This is a genomic window from Helicobacter pylori (assembly GCF_003636935.1).
In the GTDB taxonomy this organism is placed as follows: domain Bacteria; phylum Campylobacterota; class Campylobacteria; order Campylobacterales; family Helicobacteraceae; genus Helicobacter; species Helicobacter pylori_CH.
The window spans coordinates 257,253-272,854 of record NZ_MVVH01000001.1; the positions used below are offsets into that span (position 1 = coordinate 257,253).

Consider the following 15,602-nt stretch of genomic DNA (forward strand, 5'->3'; position numbering starts at 1 on the left):
TGGGTTTAAAATCAAACCTAAAACCATAAAACAAAATTAAAAACCCCATTTTTTAATCAAATTTATAATGAGCGTTCTATACCATCAGCGCTTAAAGGGGTGTTGGCTTTTAAGAATTTTGACGCCTTTTGGCCTAAAATTTCTTTATAAAATTTAGGGTGTAAGCCAAGGTTGGGGCGTAAGGCTTTGATATTGTCGCTAGTCAATGCTTCGCCTTTTTGAATATCCTTAATAACAAATAAAGAGCGCATAAAGAATCTTCGCTTCTCTAAAGTCTTTGGATTGATTTTAGGCTCTTCTTCGCCTAAGGCTAAAACGCTTTGTTTGATGGCTTCAACCATGCTTTTAAATCCGTTAAAATCCATGCTAAAAGCGCTGTCTGGGGTTTGTAAGGATTTGTTTAAAATGAAATGCTTTTCTATCATGCTCGCTCCTAAAGTGGTGGCTAGAATGGGGCAAAGAGAGCCAATCGTGTGATCGCTCAAGCCAAATTTAACGCCAAAGGTTTCGCCTAATTTAACCATGCTCAATAAGTTAGCGTCTTCTATTTTACTGGGATAAGCGCTCACGCATTTTAAAAGGGTGATGTCAAAATTATTCACGCCTTTGCATAAAGAAATAGCGTCTTGCAATTCAATGCTTGTGGCGATACCGCTAGAAAGGATAATGGGTTTTTGTGTGCGTGCGGCCTTTTCAATCAAGTCCAAATCAACGATTTCAAAACTAGCGATTTTATACATGGGGCAATTCAGGCTCTCTAAAAGCTCTAAAGCTTGTGAGCTAAAAGGCGAGCTAAAAATGCCTAAATCAAGCTTTTTAGCCAACTCAAACAATTCCGCATGCCATTCTAGGGGGGTAGAAGCCTTTTGATATAATTCATACAGATTTTCTTTATCCCATAAGGTGCCTTGAATGATGAAAGGATCTTCTTTAGAGTTTAAAGTCATGCAGCTTGGCGTGTAGGTCTGGAGCTTGACAAAATCTGCGCCGCTTTCCTTAATGGCATGGAGGCTTTCTTTAGCTAGGTTTAAATCCTGGTTATGATTAGCGCTCAATTCAGCGACAATTTTAGGGCGTTGTAACATTTTTATTTTTCCTTAATCAAAACTTCTTTTTCTAAGCGATAGACTTGAGAGCAAGTGAAGGCTAAATGCTCATCATGCGTGGCTAGAACTAACGCCCCCTCTTCTTCTATAATGTAATTTTGCAGCATGCTGATGACTTGATTAGCGCTAGTGGTGTCTAAATTCCCGGTGGGTTCATCAGCGATAATGATTTGGGGTTTTTTAGAAAGCACTCTGGCAACGCTTAAGCGCTGTTGCTGGCCGCCGCTCAATTCGCCCACGCCTTGCTTTAGGGTATGGGCTATGCCTAATTGTTCTAAGATAGAATGATTTATTTCTTGCTTGGCTAGAATTGAAGCGACTTGCAAGTTTTCTAAAGCGCTAAAACCCTTGAAAAGATAATGCGCTTGGAAGACTATGCCTACTTTTAAGCGCCGTAATTCCAAAAGCTTTTTGGGATTTAAGGCGTAAATATCCTGGTGTTCTAACAAACTAACTATTCCGCTATCCGGTTTTAGCATGGTGGCTAAATGGCTTAAAAGCGTGCTTTTCCCGCTCCCGCTCACGCCTAAAATCGCTAGGCTTTCTTTGGGCTTAACATGCAAATTCACGCCATTATAAAGAGGCTTTTCAAAGGCATGAGAAATATTAACGGCTTTAATCATGATCGTTTCCTAAAAAGAATATCGCCCCATAAACTAGGGCTTAAAATGTAAGAAGGTGAAAAATTCGCGCTGTGCAAAATGATTTTATCATAACGCCTTGCATAGTATTTTAAAAGCGTTCTTTGTAAAGTGGGTTCAATGCTTGGGCTAAACCATGCGTTATTGCTCATCACTATAAAAATTTTTGAAGGGCTGTTTGAATAAGCGGGTTTGGAAGTGCCTTCATAGCAAATCAGGGGGCGAAAAGTAAAACCATCTAATGTGAAATCGCTGAAATGAGAAGCGTTGCGGTATAAATAAGCGCTCTCGCCAAAAAAGAGCTTTTCAAGAGGTTTTTGAAGAAACTTGGGTAAAGGCATTGTCTCGCCAAAGGGGGCCAAAACCACTTTATCAGCGACTTGAACGCTTTCTTTAGAAAATAAAAACGAGCTGTTATAAAGGCTATAGCCTTGGGTGCGCAATGTCCCTATTAAAATAGCAATATTATCGCTTAAATCTTCTAGTTTAGCTTTAAAGGGGGAGTTTTCTAAAAGGATAGGGTAGGCGGTCTCTGGAAAAACAATCAAGGTTTTTTGCTTGCTTTGAGCGAGCTTGATTTCTTTAAGAATGTTGTTTTCAATGTTATTAAGGTAGTTTGAGTCAAATTTCAAATCTTGGGGCGTTCTTGTAGAAACTAGTTCAATGTTTCCAACCTTTTTTAAATCGCTTGTTTTAAAACCATTAAAATCCAACGCGCCAAGTAACAATAAAACCCCTATGATCCTATACTTTTTAAAGGGTTTAGCGCTCAAAAAAATGCAAGCTAAAAAAACAAGCCCTAGCGATAATTGATCCACTCTAAACACGCTATAAGAAAAAAAGCTATCCGGGACTAACCAATCAAATCCAAAAGGGTGGATAAAACTAGAGCCTAAAAAACTCAAAAGCCTGAAGTAGGGGTTTTCAAAATAGAGCAACAAATAAAATAAAACCCCATAAACTAACGCTATTAAAATAATGATTAAGGGCAATAAATAAGTGAAATCCGAATAGCGAAAGCTTAAAGCGCACCAATAAAACAATAACGCCCCCACAAAAAACCCCAAAGCAAAAGCGCTATTTTTAGGGGTTTTTAAAAACGCTAGCATGCTTAAAGGGGCTAATAGGCTTGTGAGTATGATAGAAATATAGGGGTTTTCAGCCGCATAAGCGTCTAAAAAAACATTCGCATACACGCTTGAAACAAACATGCACGCTAATAAAAAAGCGTTTTGGTTGAACAGAATAAGACGCATGGCTAAATTTTGAAACCTTAAGATTGTTTTAGAATATTATAGCTTTATTTTATTAAAGAATTTTAGCTTGATTTTAAGGGTAGTTTTTTTTAAGTTGTGTTATTATCTTTAAATTTCAAGTCTAAAGAGTATGGATTGATAGCGTTAAGATCATGGGCGTTTTAAAAGCACTCGCTATTTTTATGAGAGATAGAGATAATAAAGATAGAGATAGATATATGAAAGAAAGGTTTGGGTTTAGGGTTTGAATTATATTGATTTGGCGTTACTTGTGGTGGTGGTAGCCTTTGGGATTAGAGGATTTTATCATGGCTTCGTGAGTGAAGTGGCGGGGACTTTAGGGATTGTACTTGGCGTGTATTTAGCGTCTCGCTATTCTGTGGCTGTTGGGAATTTATTTTCAGAGCATTTGTATGATTTAAGAAATGAAACCATGACGAATCTCATCGGTTTTTTATTGGTGTTAGCGTCTATTTGGGTGTTTTTTTTAGCTTTTGGAGTGTTGCTAGGCAAGGTGTTAGTCTTTAGTGGGTTAGGCATTATAGACAAAGCGTTAGGGTTTATTTTTTCATGCTTAAAGACTTTTTTAGTGCTTTCTTTCATCCTTTATGCGCTCTCTAAAATGGAAGTGATGAAAGACGCTAACGCCTATTTGCAAGAAAAAAGCGCTTTTTTTTCTACCATGAAAAGCGTCGCTAGTAAGATCATGCACCTTGATGGCGTCAAACATGTGGAGCAAAACCTTAAAGACAACCTTGAAGAAATGAGCGATGAAGTCAAAAATAAAGAATCTTTTAACGACAATAAAGAATCTTTTAATAAAGCGATGGATAAGGGCGTGGAATCTTTAAAAGAAAAGGCTAAAGATTTGCCTAAAAACATGCTAGATCCAAAAGCTAACCAAACCCCACCAAACCCCACTCCATCTAATAAAGAACCCCTATAAAGGCATCACATGTTTTCTAACCAATACATCCAACAACGCATTCATAAAGCCAATAGCTTGAGAGAAGAAGGGAAAAACCCTTATAAAAATGGCTTGAAACGAAGCTTGACAAACGCCGCTTTTTTAGAAAAATACGCTTATGTTAAGGGTTTAGAAGAGCCTAAAGACAAAGAAAAATGCGAAAGTATTGTAGGGAGGGTCAAGCTTTTGCGTTTAATGGGTAAGGCATGTTTTATTAAAGTTGAAGATGAAAGCACGATTTTACAAGCTTATGTTTCGCAAAATGAATTGAACGATGAGTTTAAAAGCTTGAAAAAGCATTTAGAAGTGGGCGATATTGTGTTGGTGAAAGGCTTCCCTTTTACTACCAAAACCGGTGAATTAAGCATTCATGCCCTAGAATTTCATATTTTAAGCAAAACCATTGTGCCTTTACCTGAAAAGTTTCATGGATTAAGCGATATAGAATTGCGTTACCGCCAGCGCTACTTGGATTTGATCGTCAATCCTAGCGTTAAAGATGTGTTTAAAAAGCGCAGTTTGATTGTCTCTAGCGTGCGGAAATTCTTTGAAATGGAAGGGTTTTTGGAAGTGGAAACCCCCATGATGCACCCCATTCCTGGCGGGGCGAACGCAAGGCCTTTTATCACTTATCATAACGCTTTAGAAGTTGAAAGGTATTTGAGAATCGCTCCAGAATTATACCTTAAACGCTTGATTGTGGGGGGGTTTGAAGCGGTGTTTGAAATCAATCGTAATTTCAGGAATGAAGGCATGGATCACAGCCATAACCCCGAATTCACGATGATTGAATTTTATTGGGCGTATCACACTTATGAAGATTTGATTGAGCTCAGTAAGAGGCTGTTTGACTACTTGCTAAAGACTTTAAACTTAGATTCAAAAATCATTTATAACGATATGGAAGTGGATTTCAACCAAACGAGCGTGATTTCCTATTTGGACGCTTTAGAAACAATAGGGGGCATTAGTAAGGATATTTTAGAAAAAGAAGACAGGCTTTTGGCTTATTTGTTAGAGCGAGGCATCAAAGTAGAGCCCAATCTCACTTATGGCAAGTTACTCGCTGAAGCGTTTGATCATTTTGTAGAGCATAAGCTTATTAACCCCACTTTTGTAACCCAATACCCTATTGAGATTAGCCCCCTAGCCAGACGCAACGATAGTAACCCTAATATTGCTGACAGGTTTGAATTGTTCATTGCAGGGAAAGAAATTGCTAATGGCTTTAGCGAGTTGAACGATCCTTTGGATCAATTAGAACGCTTTAAAAATCAAGTGGCTGAGAAAGAGAAAGGCGATGAAGAAGCCCAATACATGGATGAAGATTACGTGTGGGCCCTAGCCCATGGAATGCCCCCTACTGCAGGGCAAGGCATAGGCATTGACCGATTAGTGATGCTACTCACTGGAGCTAAAAGCATTAAAGATGTGATTTTATTCCCAGCGATGCGTCCTGTTAAAAACGATTTTAATGTGGAGAGTGGAGAATAATGGCGTATTTTTTAGAACAAACGGATAGTGAAATTTTTGAGTTGATTTTTGAAGAATATAAGCGGCAAAATGAGCATTTAGAAATGATAGCGAGCGAGAATTATACTTTTCCTAGTGTCATGGAGGCTATGGGAAGCATTTTAACCAACAAATACGCTGAAGGCTATCCTAACAAGCGCTATTATGGAGGCTGTGAAGTGGTGGATAAAATAGAAAGCCTAGCCATAGAAAGGGCTAAAAAGCTTTTTAATTGCCAGTTCGCTAACGTGCAAGCGCATTCAGGCTCACAAGCTAATAACGCTGTCTATCACGCTCTTTTAAAGCCTTATGACAAGATTTTAGGCATGGATTTAAGCTGTGGAGGGCATTTAACGCACGGCGCTAAAGTGAGTTTAACCGGCAAGCATTATCAGAGCTTTTCTTATGGCGTGAATTTGGATGGCTATATTGATTATGAAGAGGTGCTAAAGATCGCTCAAAGCGTTAAGCCAGAAATCATTGTGTGCGGATTTTCAGCCTATCCAAGGGAAATTGATTTTAAGAAATTTAGAGAAATCGCTGATGAAGTGGGAGCGTTACTACTAGGCGATATAGCCCATGTGGCAGGGCTTGTGGTCGCTGATGAACATGCCCATCCTTTCCCGCATTGCCATGTGGTTTCAAGCACCACTCATAAGACCTTAAGAGGGCCTAGAGGGGGGCTTATTCTAACTAATGATGAAGAAATAGCGGCTAAGATTGACAAAGCGATTTTTCCAGGGACTCAAGGCGGGCCTTTGATGCATGCAATTGCTGCTAAAGCGGTGGGGTTTAAAGAGAATCTAAAACCAGAATTTAAAGCTTATGCACAATTAGTGAAATCTAACATGCAAGTTCTCGCTAAAACATTAAAAGAAAAAAACCACAAGTTAGTGAGCGGTGGCACTTCTAACCATTTGCTTTTAATGGATTTCTTAAATAAACCTTATAGTGGGAAAGACGCTGATATTGCCTTAGGGAATGCCGGAATCACCGTGAATAAAAACACCATTCCTGGTGAAACGCGCAGTCCTTTTGTAACGAGCGGGATAAGGATTGGCTCAGCGGCATTGAGTGCAAGGGGCATGGGAGCTAAAGAATTTGAAGTCATAGGGAATAAAATATCAGATATTTTGAATGATATTAATAATGTTAGTTTGCAATTGCATGTGAAAGAAGAATTGAAAGCTATGGCTAGTCAATTCCCTGTGTACCACCAACCTATTTTTTAAGGGAGTCAAGATGACAGAAATGGAATTAAAGCTCATTAAGATAGACACAAGCCATTATTTTGAAAAAAAACCAGGCTTGGGGGAGAGAGTGGATTATGCGGGGCGTTGCTACTATAATAAATTCCAAAGAGTGAATGCCATGCTCACAAGCTCGCTCATTCAAAAGCATTTGAAAAGGGAAATAGAAATCGCGCACAATCTCATTTTGCGTAACGACAAGGTGGAAAACATTGTGTTTGATTATAACGGGAGGAACCCGGAGCGTTTTTACCATAAGGCGCAGTTATTGCTTCGTGAGGAAGGTTTTATGAATTTTACCGCTTATAACACCAAAACGCCAGGGCATTTGCATTTGTATGTGCATAAGGGGCATACGGAGTTAGGCGAGGGTGAAAGGTTGGTTAAGACTTTGTCTATGAAATTAGCGCAAGGGTTGCCTAAAGAATGGAGGGTTTTCCCTAGCAATGAATGGCCTAAGGAATTTAATATTTTAGCTTTACCTTATGAAGTGTTTGCAAAAGAGCGCGGGAGTTCTTGGGCGAAGCATTTATAATAATTTTTGAAAGGATTTTTGATGTCAGAAAAAGAAAGACTGAATGAAGTGATCTTAGAAGAAGAGAATAATGGGGGTGGCACTAAAAAGGTGTTTTTGATCGTGGCTATAGCCATTATCATTTTAGCGGTGCTTTTAATGGTGTTTTGGAAAAGCACGAGAGTCGCTCCTAAAGAGACTTTTTTACAAACCGATAGCGGCATGCAAAAAATAGGCAACATGAAAGATGAGAAAAAAGACGATGAGTTTGAAAGCTTGAATTTGGATCCTTCCAAGCAAGAAGACAAGCTAGACAAAGTGGTGGATAATATTAAAAAACAAGAGAATGAAACTTCTAGCATGCCTATTCAAACCGATCAAACTCAAACGGAGATGAAAACAACAGAAGAAACGCAGCAAGCTCAAAAAGAATTAAAAGTTGTTGAACACACTCCTATAATCGCTCAACAAGAATCTCAAGCTATGGATAAAAAAGAAACCCCCCATAAAAAGCCCAAAGTAACCCCTAAAGATAAGGAAGCTCATAAAGATAAAGCTAAGCATGCGGTTAAAGAGTCAAAAGTCAAAAAAGAAGCTCATAAAGAAGTTTCCAAAAAGACTGATTCTAAAACCAATCTTATTAAAGGGCATTATTTGCAAGTGGGGGTTTTTGCACACACGCCCAACAAAGCGTTTTTGCAAGAATTTAACCAATTCCCCCATAAAATTGAAGACAGAGGGGCTACTAAACGCTACCTCATAGGCCCTTATAAGAGCAAACAAGAAGCCTTAATGCATGCAGAGGAAGTCAGCAAGAAGATGACTAAGCCTGTTGTCATAGAAGCGCGGTAGGGGTTTGGGCTAAAAATTCTTATTTTTTTCTTGGGCGTTTTAGCGGATTGTCCAAGTGCTAAAACGATGGGGTAGCTTACTCCATCGGCTCGGATAATTTTAACAGAGAATTAAGATAAGCAGATTTTTTTGATCAATTTATTATATTAAGGATATTAACCATATGTCTAATGATGAAAAAGTAATTTACTTACTGTCATATGTGAGTGTATGGCTATTTTCTATAATTTCCATCACCTCCATAGGTATTTTGAAATAAAGGAATAAACATGAAAGTGTGGGATTATCATGTATTTCAATTTATTTTCATTACAGCGATTATTATTATATTATTCATATATAGTAAATTAACTGATTAAACTAAACATATAAGGAAATTATAAAATTTCTTTATATGTATTTTTTTATTTTTTATTAATAACTGATTTTATAACTTTAACCACTTCTTGAGTTTCTTTTTGAACCCAATTTTTCCAATAAGTAGTAGCATCTCATGCCTATTTGGTCTTTGAGGAATTCAGATAATTCTTGCGTTTGAATTCAGCCCTAAAGAGCATTCATTCGTTAAAGAATTTGTTTGTTGTTTGATAACCCCTAACCCTACCAAAGAAGAGAGCGGTTTGGAACTAGCCTTATGAGTGCGGTTGTGGGGCTAGAAGCAAGAGAGTAGGTGTATTCACGCTCTTTTAAGCTTCACGCTCTTTAGTGGGCGGCGAAATCCTTAAAAAAGGTGTTGATCAGCCATTCTCGCATTTCATCATTCCTTGCTATCAAGGCCTTTTTGTTGAAACCTTTTACATTAAAGCGCCTGTTGAAAGGGATCTCACTACTTTTGTAGATTTCATCTTTTCCATACAGATCCTTATCGCTTGCTTTAGAATTGAGCGAACTTTCTAGGGAGATGAGGTTGCCGTATGTGTAAATATAGGCTTCAAGATCTTTCTTGTCTTCAAAACCAAGTTTTTGGATCTCAATTTCATTATCCAATTTTAATAAATTGATGGGGATGATGTGCTCTTTTTGTTGGGAGAATTGCTTCCTAGGGATCAATTTTTTGAGATCGGCAAAACCCATCTCCTGGCAGTTCTTTTCAAAGAAGACATAGTGGAAGCATGATGAGTTGGACGCGTTCTTTACAAGCTTCAAAGAAGCCAGCTCTATATCTCTGCATTGAGCAATCATCTCGCTCTTCAATCCCTCTTTGCCCTTTTTTAAGATACGCATTAATCAGGTTGTAGGCCTTTGATTCTATTTTTTTAGTAGCTTTGAAAAACACAATATCGGTTTTGGCAAAGAGTTTCAGCGTTTCATCGTCTAGTTCGTTGTTGATTTTCAGGCGGATGAGCGAATTGAAAAAAAGCGGGTTGATCGTGTTGATGAGCATGACCTTAAGGGTGGTTGGGTTGGTGTCAATCTCGCTCAATAGATCAAGGAAAGCCTGATAGAAATTTTTCAAATCGCTGACATAGGATTGGATGAAACTTTCCAATGTGCTTTTGGTGTTTTTGATTTTTTTTAGTTCAGCTTTGAATTTCTCGTAGGTGTTGTCCGTGCTTGCTCTGTAGTGCCCTAAAGACTCGATTCCATCAAATTTTTGACTCCCTGCGTGGTAGCGGAAGATATCGCCTTCATCAAAGCCTCCAACACTGGAGATATGGTCGCTCTTTTTGATCTTGGCAAAGATCTTAAAGATCTCCCCAAAATGATCGATGATAAATTGGTCTAGCCCCCTTTCCCCATCGCAAAAAGTGTTGGAGTAATAGATGAGAAGGGATTTTAGTTTGTCCAACAAGAGGAGAGGCACGCCTCTGTCATTCACGCTTTGAAAGGTTCTGATGGCTCTCCCAGGATCGGGCTCTTCAAACCGCATCAAAATCATTTTCAACAGCGCCTCCAAACGCTCATTCACTTCTTCTTCACTCAACTTGCTGACCTTATCCAAGATGGCCTTCAAAACCTCAAAAAGATTTTGCTTGCCTTCGGTGTCTACATCTTTTTCGCAATGGCTGATATTCCCCTTTTCTGCCGCTTCCAAGAGCGTTTTGAAGAAGCTTTGGTTTTGAGAGGCGACTTCTAATTTTAATTCCCCCTTTTGGTATAGATATTTTCTTGTCTCTTGCTTGTCTTTCTCATTTTGTTTGCTTGCCAAGACATACAAGAGCATGAAGATGGTGGTCGTTCGCTACTGGCCGTCAATGATGTCATACAATTTTTTGTTGTCTTCATTCTTAGCGACAACCATGGTGCCTATAAAATGCCCCTGACCCTTTTTGTTGTATTCTATCGCTTCTTCTAGATCTTCCCACAGATCCCTAAAATTCTTGTCCTTCCAAGCTTAATCCCTCTGATAGTTGGGGATGCTGTATCCTTCCTCTTGAAAGATCTCTTTTATAGTGGTTTTCATTCACTTCTCCTTTGTTGCATTCAGTAGTCAAATTTATACCATAAATACCATAAGAATGGCTTGAGATTCCACTCCATCAAGGCGTTCTGTTAGCCACTCGGGGGCGTTTATTAGCTATAATCAAATCTTCAAAAGCCATAATTAAAAGAGTTGAGATGTTAGAAAAATTGATTGAAAGAGTGTTGTTTGCCACTCGTTGGTTGCTAGCCCCTTTATGCATTGCCATGTCGTTAGTGCTGGTGGTTTTAGGCTATGTGTTCATGAAAGAGTTGTGGCACATGCTAAGCCATTTAGACACTATCAGCGAAACGGATTTGGTTTTATCAGCCTTAGGATTAGTGGATTTGTTGTTTATGGCTGGGCTTGTTTTAATGGTGTTGCTTGCCAGTTATGAAAGCTTTGTTTCTAAATTAGACAAGGTGGATGCCAGTGAAATCACTTGGCTAAAGCACACGGATTTTAACGCCTTAAAATTAAAGGTTTCACTCTCCATTGTGGCGATTTCGGCGATTTTCTTGCTCAAACGCTACATGAGTTTAGAAGATGTTTTATCCAGCATTCCTAAAGACACGCCCTTATCGCATAACCCCATTTTTTGGCAAGTGGTGATCCATTTGGTGTTTGTGTGTTCAGCGCTCTTAGCCGCCGTTACCAATAACATCGCTTTTTCGCAAAATAAAGGGCATTAAAAGTTTTAAAGCTCTCTTTCAGGAAGGACTTTAGACCATTCTTTAATCAAGCGTAAAAAGAAGGAAGTGTCAGGCGAATTTTTTTCATGGATTAAAATGCCTTCTTCCACCGCTTCCCAAATCACTTTATGCCGATACAAAACCAAATGCCATGATTGTTGGGCATGATCTTTGAGCGACAAACGCACCCTTTTAGCAAAAGATGGGTTGTCAAACAAGACTGCGCTTTCAGTGTTGATGTAGGCAGAGCGTGGGTCAATGTTAAAGCTTCCTAGAAGCGTTAAATTGTCATCAAAAACAATCGTTTTGCCGTGTAAGGAATGTTTGGTGCTAAAGCGCCCTTTAATCTGGCGGTTGAAAAAATCGTTTCGTATTTCATAGACATTCGCGCCCATTCGCACCAATTGGTTGCGATACCTTTCCCACGCCCCATAGACCACTATCGCATCAGTAGATGAAAGGGAATTGGTAAGGATATTCAATTCAATCCCCTTAGAAATTTGATTTTTAAAGATTTTCATCATCTTTTTGCCTGGAATAAAATACGATGAAGCGATAAAAACGGAGTCTTTAGCGTTTTTAAGGGCTTTCTCAAAAGCGATTTTGATAGGCGAATACAAGGGCGTGTCAATTTTTTTGGGTGAATCAGCTAAAAAAATGGCATTCCCATAATAAATAGGGTATTGGTATTTTTGAAAGCGTTCTATAAAATCATTGACTTTTTTTTCAAACTCATTTATATCTTCAGCGCTGATAGGGATTTTTTCATGGAGTTTAGCGATTTCTTTAGCGTTGTTTTTGAGTCTTTTATGGGTTCTTAATAATGAAACAGGAATGGAGCGGTGGAATCGCCAATAATTTTCAAAGCTTTCTTTGGCTTTTGAAGCAACCCCCCCAAAAAACAAAGCGTCTAAATCTAAAAAATTCGTGTCTAAATCGTTATCAAAATAATTGTCCCCAATATTACGACCCCCTATAATGACAGCGAAATTATCCACGATGAAAAGCTTGTTGTGCATGCGTTTTTTAATGCGCTCATAATCCGCAAGCATTTCAAAATAACGCAAGCCTTTATTGCGGATATAGTAGGGGTTAAAGATTTTCACTTCAATGTTTTTATGGAAATTTAAAAGCATAATGTCTGAAAAATCTGAATCTAACCCGTTGTCATCTAAAAGGATACGCACTTTCACCCCACGATTGGCCGCATTTAAAAGTTCTTTAGCGATCACTTGAGAGGAAAGATCGTTCTTATAAATATAAGTTTGCATGTCAATGCTTTTTTGACTCATTCTGATAAGACCCACTCTGTGCAATAAAGCGTCAAAGCCATCTTCTAAAAGAATGGCTGCGCTATGGTTAGGGTTTTCTTTTAAATTTTTAGCGTATAAGCTCCCAATGGTGGTAGTGTAGGGATCATAAGAGATAGGGGGGCTTGAAATGGGAGTCTTATAGACTAACCCAAAACACCCATTAAAAAAAAAGACGCTTAAAAGAACTAAAAAAATTTTCAAAAACGACCCACTAAAAGAAATTAGCGGCTTTTACCCACTTTCAACATTCGGTTGCGCAAAGTAGCGATACTGCTTTGCAGGGGTAATTCTTTAGGGCAAGTGTCATGGCAAGCGATCAAGCTCATGCACCCAAAAACGCCATCATCATCGCCCACTAACTCATAAAAATCGTCATCGCTTCTTTCATCGTGGCTGTCAATCATAAAACGCATGGCTCTGTTCATGCCAGCAGCTCCAATGAAATTAGGGCGCATGAGTTTAGTCCCGCAAGAAGCGATACAGCACCCGCATTCAATGCATCTGTCTAGTTCAAAGACTTCTTGGGCTTCATCAGGCTCAATCCTTTTTTCTGGCTTAGTAATATCCACTTCTTCTTTGGAATGCGCCCAACTCTCCACCCTTTTAGTCATATCCAAAAACCAATCGCCGGTATTCACGCTCAAATCTTTAATGAGCGTAAAACTGGGCATGGGCATGAGCGTTATCACCCCGCTTTCAAAGCTAGAAGTTAGGGTTTTACAAGCCAGTCTCGGTCTTCCATTAACCATCATCGCGCAAGAGCCGCAAATCCCAGCGCGACACACAAAATCAAAGCTTAAATCCGGATCTTGATGCTCTCTGATGAGGTTTAAAGCGATAAAGAGCGTCATGGATGGCGTTTCTTTCAACTGATACTCTTTAAAATGCGGCTTACTCACCGCGCTTTGAGGGTCAAATTTTAGCACTCTAACTACAATCGTTCGTTCACTATCACTCATGGTGTTCTCCTTTTAAATTAGCGTTGTGTTGGTCTAATAAATCATGGACATTGAAAGAATACAAATGTTCCCCCCTAGCCCTCACCTCTTCATCTTCTAAACGCATGTTCCTAGCCTTGTATTTTTCTTGCAATTCAAAAGGCATGAGCGCGTGTTGGACTTCCACTCTGTCTTTTCCAAGCTTTTCTAATTCTAAAATCGTTTTCAAAATCTCAGCGTCGCGCTCTTCTTTTTTGGGGTGGGGGATGAAATTACCCTTTTTGCCATAGCCCCTAAAATCAGGGCTGATTTCCATTTTCATCACATCTAATTCTTCGTATTCAATCGTGGGCATGTCTTGATCAGCGCTAGGCCAGCTCGCCAAAGTTCTGTTAAGCCATTTTTCATCGTCTCTTTTAGGGTAATCAATCCTTGTGTGAGCCCCTCTGCTTTCGGTGCGCAGTAACGCCCCTTGAGTGATGCAAAGCGCGAGTTTGAGCATTTTTTTGGTGCGGTAAGCGTCTTCTAATTCAGGGTTATTGTGCAAAACCTTGTTTTTCACGCAAATGTTTTTGGAGCGCGCATAAAGCTCTTGCAATTCTTTAAGGGCTTCTTCTAATTTTTTGCCTTCTCTAAAAACGCCCACTTTTTCATCCATGACTTCTTTCATGCGTTCTCTAATCTCATACACATCTTCCTTGCCTTCATTATGCAACAAGAAATGCATATAATCCTGGCTTTCTTTAATGAAAGCTTCAACCTTTTGCGTGTTGATTTCAATTTGCGCTTCCAAACAATGCGAGGCGAAATAATCCCCTATGATCATGCCAGCGACCACCGCTTCACTCACAGAATTTCCCCCTAAGCGGTTAAACCCATGCAAATCCCAGCATGCCGCTTCACCCGCGCAAAACAAGCCTTTCAAATGGGTTTCGCCTTTAGGGTTTGTTCTAACCCCACCCATAGAATAGTGTTGCATGGGTTTTATGGGAATCCAGCCTTTTTGCTTAGCCATCGCTTGCCCGTATTCAGGCTCATTTGCGGGCATTCCTTGCATGTTGTCTTTGGTTTGCTCTTCGCTATCAGCCGGGTCAATGCCCGCAAAAGTCATGGCAATATCGCGCACATCCCTTAAGTTTTTTTCCACATGGTTACGCCCTAAAATAGCAATATCCAACCACACATGATCCCCATAAGGCGATTTGGCTCCATAGCCTTTTTGGATATGCTCTAAAATCCGCCTTGAAACCACATCTCTGCTCGCAAGCTCTTTTTTCTCCGGCTCATAAGCGGGCATGAAGCGTCTGCCAAACTTGTCTCTCAAAACCCCTCCATCGCCCCTACAACCTTCCGTCATTAAAATCCCGCTTGGCACTAAAGCGGTAGGGTGGAATTGCACCGCTTCCATGTTGCCTAATTTAGCCACGCCGGTTTCTAACGCGCTCGCAGCTCCGGATCCGTCGCAAATCACGGCGTTAGTGGTGTGTTTATACACGCGCCCATAACCTCCGGTAGCTAAAAGCGTGCCTTTAGAAACATACGCTGAAATTTCGCCTGTGATCAAATCCCTTACCACCGCCCCATAGCATTTATCATTATGATGAATGAAAGCGAGCATGTCCTTTCTGTCTTGAATATCCACTTTGTGGTGTAAGGCTTCGTTAGCGACCGCATAAAGCATGGTATGCCCTGTGGCATCAGCCGTAAAGCATGTGCGCCATTTTTTAGTGCCGCCAAAATCACGGCTTAGAATATAGCCATGCCTGTCGTCTCTTTCGGTAATCGTAACATGCTCACCATTGACGACCGCAGGCCTATCGCCCTTTTTAATCCTAGTCCAAGGCACCCCCCAACTGGCCAATTCCCTAATGGCTTTAGGAGCAGTGGTTACAAACATTCTGGCCACTTGCTGATCGCACCCCCAATCGCTCCCCTTAACCGTGTCTAAAAAGTGCAAATCTTCATTATCGCCCTCGCTTTTTTTAGCGTTCGCAAGGCTCGCTTGCATGCCCCCTTGAGCGGCTGCAGAGTGCGAACGCCTGACAGGCACTAGGCTTAAAACGATGGTGTTTAAACCCTTTTGTTTGCATGCGATACTAGCCCTTAACCCAGCCAATCCGCCTCCAATAATTAGCGCATCACAATATGTTATTTTCATTT

General features: G+C 39.9%; 12 protein-coding genes and 1 pseudogene. 6 read left to right on the forward strand and 7 right to left on the reverse strand.

From position 1 onward, the window contains the following. Positions 1-62: 62 nt before the first annotated feature. The 3 genes from pseI to EAL87_RS01300 are packed head-to-tail and all read right to left on the reverse strand — an operon-like array spanning position 63 to position 3,003. Positions 63-1,085 carry a pseudaminic acid synthase gene (pseI, locus tag EAL87_RS01290; RefSeq protein WP_120912655.1) on the reverse strand — a complete coding sequence of 341 codons (1,023 nt, stop codon included), beginning with the start codon at positions 1,083-1,085 and terminating at the stop codon, positions 63-65. Between the two features lie 2 nt (positions 1,086-1,087). Beyond that, the gene (locus EAL87_RS01295) at positions 1,088-1,729 is read right to left on the reverse strand and encodes an ABC transporter ATP-binding protein (protein WP_120912656.1); all 642 of its coding nucleotides are present in this window, start codon (positions 1,727-1,729) and stop codon (positions 1,088-1,090) included. Beyond that, a complete protein-coding gene (locus EAL87_RS01300; RefSeq protein ID WP_120912657.1) occupies positions 1,726-3,003 on the reverse strand; it encodes an apolipoprotein N-acyltransferase in 1,278 nt (425 codons plus the stop codon). The genes EAL87_RS01295 and EAL87_RS01300 overlap by 4 nt, the downstream gene beginning before the upstream one ends. A 244-nt stretch (positions 3,004-3,247) precedes the next feature. Here EAL87_RS01300 and EAL87_RS01305 point away from each other — a divergent pair, with 244 nt between their 5' ends. From EAL87_RS01305 to EAL87_RS01325, 5 genes are read left to right on the forward strand one after another with little or no spacing between them, the layout of a single operon-like run. Beyond that, on the forward strand, positions 3,248-3,949 hold the full coding sequence (locus tag EAL87_RS01305) for a CvpA family protein (RefSeq protein WP_120912658.1): 702 nt from the start codon (positions 3,248-3,250) through the stop codon (positions 3,947-3,949). A gap of 9 nt (positions 3,950-3,958) precedes the next feature. Beyond that, a complete protein-coding gene (gene lysS, locus EAL87_RS01310; protein WP_120912659.1) occupies positions 3,959-5,464 on the forward strand; it encodes a lysine--tRNA ligase in 1,506 nt (501 codons plus the stop codon). Continuing rightward, complete coding sequence (locus EAL87_RS01315) at positions 5,464-6,714, forward strand: serine hydroxymethyltransferase (RefSeq protein ID WP_120912660.1); 1,251 nt, start codon at positions 5,464-5,466, stop codon at positions 6,712-6,714. Before lysS ends, EAL87_RS01315 begins: the two co-directional genes overlap by 1 nt. Before the next feature lie 10 nt (positions 6,715-6,724). Then, a complete protein-coding gene (locus tag EAL87_RS01320) occupies positions 6,725-7,267 on the forward strand; it encodes a DUF1882 domain-containing protein (protein WP_000138104.1) in 543 nt (180 codons plus the stop codon). A 21-nt stretch (positions 7,268-7,288) separates the two neighbouring features. Next, positions 7,289-8,098, forward strand: coding sequence for an SPOR domain-containing protein (locus tag EAL87_RS01325; RefSeq protein WP_120912661.1), 810 nt, complete (start codon positions 7,289-7,291; stop codon positions 8,096-8,098). Positions 8,099-8,800: 702 nt separating this feature from the next. Here the strand turns inward: EAL87_RS01325 and EAL87_RS08185 are convergent. Continuing rightward, positions 8,801-10,382: pseudogene (locus tag EAL87_RS08185) on the reverse strand (DUF262 domain-containing protein). 275 nt (positions 10,383-10,657) lie between these two features. On the opposite strand from EAL87_RS08185, the gene EAL87_RS01340 reads away from it, so the two are divergent. Beyond that, a complete protein-coding gene (locus tag EAL87_RS01340) occupies positions 10,658-11,191 on the forward strand; it encodes a TIGR00645 family protein (protein WP_000890445.1) in 534 nt (177 codons plus the stop codon). A 5-nt stretch (positions 11,192-11,196) separates the two neighbouring features. On the opposite strand, the gene clsC is transcribed toward EAL87_RS01340, so the two are convergent. From clsC to EAL87_RS01355, 3 genes are read right to left on the reverse strand one after another with little or no spacing between them, the layout of a single operon-like run. Further along, positions 11,197-12,705: a cardiolipin synthase ClsC gene (gene clsC, locus EAL87_RS01345; RefSeq protein ID WP_120912662.1), complete on the reverse strand. Its 1,509-nt coding sequence runs from the start codon at positions 12,703-12,705 to the stop codon at positions 11,197-11,199. Between the two features lie 20 nt (positions 12,706-12,725). Then, positions 12,726-13,463, reverse strand: coding sequence for a fumarate reductase iron-sulfur subunit (locus EAL87_RS01350; protein WP_001283983.1), 738 nt, complete (start codon positions 13,461-13,463; stop codon positions 12,726-12,728). Further along, positions 13,456-15,600 (reverse strand): fumarate reductase flavoprotein subunit, encoded by a 2,145-nt coding sequence (locus EAL87_RS01355; protein WP_120912663.1) that lies wholly within the window; start codon positions 15,598-15,600, stop codon positions 13,456-13,458. Before EAL87_RS01355 ends, EAL87_RS01350 begins: the two co-directional genes overlap by 8 nt. Positions 15,601-15,602: the final 2 nt, after the last annotated feature.

Coding starts and splice junctions, on each gene's coding strand:
- EAL87_RS01355 (WP_120912663.1), bottom strand. CDS start 15,600: ATGAAAATAACATATTGTGATGCGCTAATTATTGGAGGCGGATTGGCT.
- EAL87_RS01340 (WP_000890445.1), top strand. CDS start 10,658: ATGTTAGAAAAATTGATTGAAAGAGTGTTGTTTGCCACTCGTTGGTTG.
- lysS (WP_120912659.1), top strand. CDS start 3,959: ATGTTTTCTAACCAATACATCCAACAACGCATTCATAAAGCCAATAGC.
- EAL87_RS01320 (WP_000138104.1), top strand. CDS start 6,725: ATGACAGAAATGGAATTAAAGCTCATTAAGATAGACACAAGCCATTAT.
- EAL87_RS01325 (WP_120912661.1), top strand. CDS start 7,289: ATGTCAGAAAAAGAAAGACTGAATGAAGTGATCTTAGAAGAAGAGAAT.
- EAL87_RS01350 (WP_001283983.1), bottom strand. CDS start 13,463: ATGAGTGATAGTGAACGAACGATTGTAGTTAGAGTGCTAAAATTTGAC.
- pseI (WP_120912655.1), bottom strand. CDS start 1,085: ATGTTACAACGCCCTAAAATTGTCGCTGAATTGAGCGCTAATCATAAC.
- EAL87_RS01295 (WP_120912656.1), bottom strand. CDS start 1,729: ATGATTAAAGCCGTTAATATTTCTCATGCCTTTGAAAAGCCTCTTTAT.
- EAL87_RS01300 (WP_120912657.1), bottom strand. CDS start 3,003: ATGCGTCTTATTCTGTTCAACCAAAACGCTTTTTTATTAGCGTGCATG.
- EAL87_RS01315 (WP_120912660.1), top strand. CDS start 5,464: ATGGCGTATTTTTTAGAACAAACGGATAGTGAAATTTTTGAGTTGATT.